5 protein-coding genes and 1 pseudogene are annotated in these 6,783 nt (G+C 64.5%); 3 read left to right on the plus strand and 3 right to left on the minus strand.

Annotation, left to right across the window (positions count from 1 at the left end):
* The first annotated feature begins 201 nt into the window (after positions 1–201).
* On the plus strand, positions 202–1,584 hold the full coding sequence (locus Q5064_RS09080) for a helix-turn-helix transcriptional regulator (RefSeq protein ID WP_302964056.1): 1,383 nt from the start codon (positions 202–204) through the stop codon (positions 1,582–1,584).
* 325 nt (positions 1,585–1,909) lie between these two features.
* On the opposite strand, the gene Q5064_RS09085 is transcribed toward Q5064_RS09080, so the two are convergent.
* From Q5064_RS09085 to map, 3 genes are all read right to left on the minus strand, one after another.
* Positions 1,910–2,776 (minus strand): hypothetical protein, encoded by an 867-nt coding sequence (locus tag Q5064_RS09085; protein ID WP_302964058.1) that lies wholly within the window; start codon positions 2,774–2,776, stop codon positions 1,910–1,912.
* Between the two features lie 139 nt (positions 2,777–2,915).
* Positions 2,916–3,704, minus strand: coding sequence for a helix-turn-helix transcriptional regulator (locus Q5064_RS09090; RefSeq protein ID WP_302964059.1), 789 nt, complete (start codon positions 3,702–3,704; stop codon positions 2,916–2,918).
* Positions 3,705–3,899: 195 nt separating this feature from the next.
* On the minus strand, positions 3,900–4,784 hold the full coding sequence (gene map / locus Q5064_RS09095) for a type I methionyl aminopeptidase (RefSeq protein WP_302964061.1): 885 nt from the start codon (positions 4,782–4,784) through the stop codon (positions 3,900–3,902).
* A 225-nt stretch (positions 4,785–5,009) separates the two neighbouring features.
* On the opposite strand from map, the gene Q5064_RS09100 reads away from it, so the two are divergent.
* Both Q5064_RS09100 and Q5064_RS09105 read left to right on the plus strand, forming a co-directional pair.
* The gene (locus Q5064_RS09100) at positions 5,010–6,326 is read left to right on the plus strand and encodes an MFS transporter (RefSeq protein ID WP_302964063.1); all 1,317 of its coding nucleotides are present in this window, start codon (positions 5,010–5,012) and stop codon (positions 6,324–6,326) included.
* A gap of 122 nt (positions 6,327–6,448) precedes the next feature.
* Positions 6,449–6,783, plus strand: a pseudogene (locus tag Q5064_RS09105) (hypothetical protein); the annotation flags it as partial.

Here is a 6,783-nt window from a genome sequence, read left to right on the forward strand (position 1 = left end):
TCCTTTCTCTTGTGAAGCGACGGCGCCGGCGACCTTCTCGACCTCCTGCCGATGGGCTTAATTGGTTGGCCGGCAGCGAGCACCTTAGCCTGCTGCCGCAGCGCACGGGTGTTTAAACGTGTTTAAACGTTGCCGTCGATGTTTAATGCCAGTACCATAGGGCCGATGGAAGGTGTATCTTTGGAAGAAGGATGCGGAGAGATGGTCGAGAGGATGCTTGCTGCGTTGCGGAAGCAGGAGCTGGTGTTGAGGGCTGGCATCGGTGTGGGCATCTACCGCTGCCTGCATGAGTGGCCGGTTTGGTTTAACGACGAGGTCTACCACGGTTCGGCAGTTGAGTTTTTTGCGGGCCCCAATTTTTTCATGTTCCTCGATATCGGGAAGGTTGCAGGCCTCGGCATCTACGTAGCGCTCTGCTTCACAGTGGATAAATCACGAAAAAGCGATGGCCTGATGATCGCACCAAGCCTTCTGTGCGCGGCGGGGTTTCTCGCGCCGGTTATTTTCTCATTAGGCGTTCCCGTGGCGCCGATTATCATGCTCGGCGCGCTCTTCGGCGTTGGGCTTGGAGTCGGCATGCTCTTTGCTCAGTGGATTGAGTTTTTCGGGACAATTCCGCCAATAAAGACTCTGCAGGCGCTCGCATTTTCCTATGTTGCACGTTTCTTGCTCCTGCCGTTGTTTGATTCGCCGGATGTGATGACGGGAGCGCTTGGAATACTCGGTATGGCTCTTGTCTCAGTGCCGGTGACCAGTTGGTGCATCCAGCGGACGGCGACTGCTTTCCCCGTGTCGCGCAATTTGCCCCCGTCGGGAACATTCGTGCGTCGCAACGGTCTGCTGTTCCTGTTCGTAGCGTTGTTTGCTTTTGCCTACGGCTTGGGAAGTGGCATGACCGACTTGTCCCATGCGCCCCTAGAAACGGGTTGGGGGAAGGTGATGCCTTCGCTCGTCGTGCTCTTGCTCGTGTTGCGCCTGGGCGACCGCTTCGACCGAACCATTCTCTACGCTTTGTCGTTGCCGCTCATGCTGGCTGGGCTTTTGGGGGTCGTGTTTCTCGGTTTGCCGATGTCGGTATCCCAGGTGCTCTTGAGTGCAGGGTTCTCGATGTTCCACCTGCTTATCTATGTAGTGGTATGTTCCGACGCCTTCCAGTCGCATACATCAGCGATGCCGGCAGGAGCTTGCGTACGCGCGTTGGCTCTTGTGGCGGCAGATGTGGCCATTGTCCTCTTCAAGGCGTTGCCGGTGGGCACGAGGCCGACGGTTGTCTCCGCTGTGGCCATTGTGAGCATTGGCGTCGGCTTTGCGGCGCTTATGCCACGTTTTGGCATCGAGGGGACCCGCTCGGCGACAGATTTGGTGCGGGACAAGCGCAGGGAGCTTGAAGGACTGGCCGCTGCGCATGGTCTTTCCGCGCGTGAGTCTACGGTATTCGAGCTATTGCTGGAAGGGAAGACAGCGGCGCAAATTAGCGAGGAGCTATTCATCTCCAACGGTGCGGTACGTGCTCACTGCAGCCGCATCTACGATAAGTTCGGCGTCCATTCTCGCAAGGACTTCGATGCGCTTTTTGAAAGCTAAGTTGTTCTCTTGCGGCGGTCGAGCTGTTACGGCCATAGAAAAGAGGGTCCGCCGAATGAAGCGGACCCTCTTACGGGGCAGTAATGGAATGAAGCGGAGATAGATCCGGTATTGTTTCGCTGCGAACGCAGTGGTTCGTAGCTGCTATTTCCGCCGACACTGTGCGCTTCCCGTTTGACGGGGAGAAATCTGCCATGGATGCGTGCCGCTAGCTGTCGGGATCAGTCCTGCCGCTCACTCGGCTATCGGTGTTAATTGCGGTTCGACAGCAAGGAAGAGACTCGACGCAAGGGGTCGAGATCCTGCGCTTGTTTTGAGGCGAAGCTCATGAAAGATTTTTTGGGGAGAGCTTGCGGCCCTTCATGAGCTTGGCGCCGAAGGCGCAGATGTCGGTGGCGCCCAGGCCGATGAGCAGCATGGAGAACCCGGCCTTCAGGATCTGCTGGGCCGTGGCGCCGGTGTCGGACCAGCCGGCGGTGCCGTTCATGCGGTAGCTGTCGAAGAACTCGCTCACCTCGGCGGGGGTGTAGAAGGCCAGCATGCACAGCCCGAACACGACGATGATGCAGCCTACCACCATGCCGCAGATGAGGAACACGCGCTCGGGATCGAGCTCGGCGTGGGGCTTCTTGGGGGCAGAGGCCGGCTTGGCTGCCGTGGGGACGGCGTGGGCCGTGCCCGTCGGACGCGGGGCGGCTTGGGCGGCCGCGGGCGCGCCGTAGGCGGCCTGATAGGCTGCTTGGTGGGCGGCGACGGCGCCGGCGGCCACGGCGGCCCCCGCCACAGGCTGGCCCGGGTAGGTCTGGGTTACGGCCTGCTGCTCGAGCTCGCGGCCCTGGGCGACGTAGCCGGCGCCCGAGGGCGTGCAGGCCGGCGCGGCGCCCTCCAGCGGCACGGGGTCGTTGGTCACGGCCGGCTCGGAGGGGTTCAGCTCTTGGGATTGCAGCACTTCGCCGAGCATCTCGCTCGCATCTCCCGTCGCGGCGGCCTCGACGTCGCCGGATACGCGGGCGGGCTCGCCGCCCGACAGGCTCTCGGCCTGAAGGGCGCGCCCTTCAGCCTCGTCGTCGGGAAGGGGATGGGCCTCGGCGACAGGGTAGCTGCTGTTCTCGAGCGCTTCCTGCTCGAGCTCGCGGCCCTCGGCGGTGTAGCCGGCAGAGGTGCCAGGCTCAGGATGGGTGTTCTCAGCCATGGAAAGCTCCTCTCAGGGATGGGGACGATAGAACACCTGTCAGCATAAGGAGCAGGCCGCCCCGAAAACGGAGCGGCCCGCTAATCGTATGGCGACCGTAGGATTTTCGCCACCATTTCGCAAAACGCTACGGTGCGCCTCACATGTCGCTTTCGGCCGCGGCTTGCTCGCGGGCCTCGTTGTAGTTGGCGACGTTCACGCGGGACAGCAGGATGGAGGCGCGCACGATGAGCCACGCGCTCGCGGCGAGGAGGGCCACCATCGCGGCGGAGGCAATGCCCTCGACAAGGGCGCCGTGCCCATCGGAGAGGCTTGCGGCGACAACGCCGACGAACAGGAGGAGAAGCCCCGCCACGAGGCTGATAGAGAAGGTGCGCTGGGCCTCGCGGCGCTCATCGGCGGTATAGAAGTCCTGGATGTAGGGATGGCTGCGCTGGAACTCGCTGTGTTGGAAGAAAGCGGGGAGGACAAGCGCGAGCCAGATGCCGATGCCGGTGAACACGGGGATGAGCCCCAGCGCTTCCAGACTCGGGGCGAAGCACTCGGTGACGGTGCCGACCAGGATGAGCAGCGAGATGCCGATCAGCAACGCGCCCACGCCCGCGGCGATGTGGTTGGCGAAGGCGCGCATGTGCTCGTCGTAGCCGCAGACGTCCTGGGGCGGCCCGCCGGCGCTCTCGCGCATGACGGCGGCGCGGGCCTGGGCGGCCGCGCTCGGCGCGGCGCAGGTCAGGTCGCCCTGCACGAGGTCGTCTAAGGTACAGTCGAATATCTGGCACAGCTTCAGCAGCTTGTCCATCTCGGGATAGGCGCGCTCGGCCTCCCATTTGGTGACGGATTGGCGGCTCACACCCACCATCATGGCCAGCTGCTCTTGGGTCATGGAGTGGGTGGCGCGCAAATGCTGCAGGTTATCGCGGAAACTCACGGTGCGTCCTTTCGGTGCGAAACGATGATCGGTAAGGCGGTGTCGACGCATTCCACTTTACGGTAGCCGACCGCGCGAATCCATCAACTTGCGGCATCATTTTCAAGCGCCCCGCGGTTGCCAACCCCAGGTCAGAACGATGGTTGAGGAGCGCCGGGAGGGGAAGGTCCCCTCCGCTCCCGGCGCGGACGGATCCTACCAGCTGAGCAGCTCGTAGCCGTCTTCGGTGACGACGATTTGCACTTCCCACTGGGCCGTAAGCGACTTATCGGCCGTGCGCACCGTCCAGCCGTTGGGGTCGGTCATGTCGATCTCCTGGGCGCCGGCGTTGATCATGGGCTCGATGGTGAACATCATGCCCGGCACGAGGATCGGGCCTTCTCCCGGCTCGGTCACGAAGCTCACGAAGGGATCCTCGTGGAACTCCAGGCCGATGCCGTGGCCGCCGAACTCGCGGACGACCGTGTAGCCGTGCTTCTTCGCGTACTCGTTCACGGCCGCGCCCACGTCTCCCAAATGCCCCCAGGGCTTCACGGCCTTCAGGCCCTCCTCCACGGCCTCCTTGGTCACGCGCACCAGATCGGCGGCCTCAGGCGACACCTCGCCGATGCAGAACATGCGGGAGGAGTCGGAGAAGTAGCCGTCCAGGATGGTGGAGCAGTCCACGTTCACGATGTCGCCCTCGGCGAGCACCTCGTCTTCCGACGGAATGCCGTGGCACACCACCTCGTTCACCGAGGTGCACACGCTTTTCGGGAAGCCCTCGTAGTTGAGCGGCGCGGGGATGGCCCCGTGCTCCACCGTGTAGTCGTGCACCCACTGATCGATCTGCTCGGTGGTCACCCCGGGCGCGATGCGCTCGGCCACGTAGTCGAGCACGCCCACGTTCACCGCGGCGCTCTTCTTCACGCCCTCGATGTCGGCGGCGGTCTTCAGCAGGTCGCGCGTGGGCACGTCCTCGCCGGCCTCATAGAGCGCTTCCAGGCGCTCGTCGAAGTCGAGGTGGCACTTCTTGTACTTCTTGCCGCTGCCGCACCAGCACTCGTCGTTGCGGCCGGGATTCGTGAGTCCGTCGTACATGGGACGCATCTCCTTGCGTGTTTGCTTCGGAAAACTGTTCGGCGTCCATGGTACTACAACTTGGCAGGGGGCGAATCTGCTTGTCGGACTGTCCAAAGGCCAGCGGGGGTTGTTGGCGATTTCGCCCTTCCTTTGCGCGAGGGGCCGTGCTACCCTGAGGCGGATGCGCTCGGCTCGTCGGCCGGGCGCCTGTTGTCGGCGTGCGCGAGGTGCGGGAGGCGCGGTATGGCGGCGGTGAGCCCTGGAGTGTACAAGAAGGTGCTGGCGGTGCGCCAGGCCTATCCCTTCGACATCGCCTGCCTGCTCATGCGCTTCTTCGGCAGCATGCTGAACATCGGCGTGGTCACCATGATCACGTTGTCGGGCTACTCGTTCCTCACGGCGGGGCTCGCCTCCTCGCTCATCGCGCTGTCCATCTTCGTGGTGACGCCGCGGGTGTCCAAGCGCATCGACGAGCGCGGGCAGTCGGCCGTGGTTCCCAAGGCTGCCGCCGTCTCTCTCGTGGGGCTCGTCGTCCTCGTGGCGAATGTGGCGCTCAAGGGCCCGGTCTGGCCGCTGTTCGTCGGCGCGTTGCTCGTGGGGTTCTACCCGAGCCCCCAGGCTATGGCTCGCGCGCGGTGGACCTACCTCATTCGCTCGGGGCGCTTGGGCGAGGCGGCGCCCGACCTGCGCACGATGTTCTCCTACGAGAGCGTGCTGGACGATGCGGCCTTCATCTTCAGTCCCTCCATCTCCATCGCCCTGGCCGCGGCCATCGCGCCGGTGGCCGGCATGGTGGTCGGGGGCGCCGCCTTCGCTGTGGGCGTGGTGATGCTGTGCGCGTCGAAGGGCACCGAGCCCGTGCCCGGGTGGAGCGATGACACGGCGGCGGAAAATGCCGCGGCCGAGGTGGAGGGCGAGCCGGCCGCTGCGGGCGGCGAGCCCCCGCGCAAGAGCCTGCTCGCCACGTCGGCGGCGGTGCGGGTGCTCTTCGTCATCTACGCCTTCGCCGGATCGTTCCTCGGCCTGTTCGACACGGCCACGGTGTCGCTGTCGGAAGACCTGCACAGCCCCGATTTCGCCGGTGCTGTGCTCATGGCCTCGGGCGCGGTGTCCATGACCGTGGGCTTCCTCTTCGGCATGGTGCGCCTGCGGGCGCCCCTGCCCAAGCAGCTCGTGGTGGCGGCCTGCGCTGTGGGCCTCTCCTTCGGCACCATGTTCCTCATCGACTCGGCGCCCACGCTCATGATCGTGGCGCTTCTGGGCGCGGCCACCTACTCGCCGCTGCTCATCGTGGCCAACGGCGTATGCGAGCGTGCCGTGCCCGACGCGCGGCTCACGGAGGCCATCACCTGGCTGAACGCGGGCTACACCTGCGGAGCGGCCTTCGGCCCCACCACGGCCGGCGCCATCATCGATGCCTTCGGCACCATGGCCTCGTTCAAGGTGGGCACGGTGCTGTGCCTGGGAATGCCCATCACGGCCATCCTGTGCTATCGCATCGTGAAGCGCAACATCCTGCCGGCCTACACCGTCGTGGAGAAGCGCGACTTAGAGAAGTAGGGCCCTCCCGCCCGCGCCGCCGCGAGCGTCCCTGTGGAAAAGATGACGGTTTTCCTACTGATTGCGCGTCAGTAAGGGCCGCCTGTCACAATGGGCGCGTGAGATTTCGAGAAAGGATCGCCATGGACCAGATGAACTATGCGCCTCAGGCGCCTGTGCCGCCCGCGTCGCGGCAGACCTATCCCGTCGGGTGCCTTTCCGCCGCCTGGGCCGACGTTAAGGCCACGCCGGGCTATGCGGGCAAGATCGCCCTGCTCGGGCTCATCATGTGCGTGCCCGTGCTGAACTTCGTGGTGCTGGGCTACCTGCTGCACTGGTCGCGCGAGGTGCCCTTCGGCGGCCGTACGCCCATGCCGGCGAAGTACGTCACGGGCAAGAACTTCGAGTTCGGCTTCTACGCCTTCGTCATCAGCCTGGCGGTCGGCGTCGTCGTCAGCGTGGCGGGTGCCATCCTGGG

This window comes from uncultured Adlercreutzia sp., assembly GCF_958431955.1.
Lineage (GTDB): Bacteria > Actinomycetota > Coriobacteriia > Coriobacteriales > Eggerthellaceae > Adlercreutzia.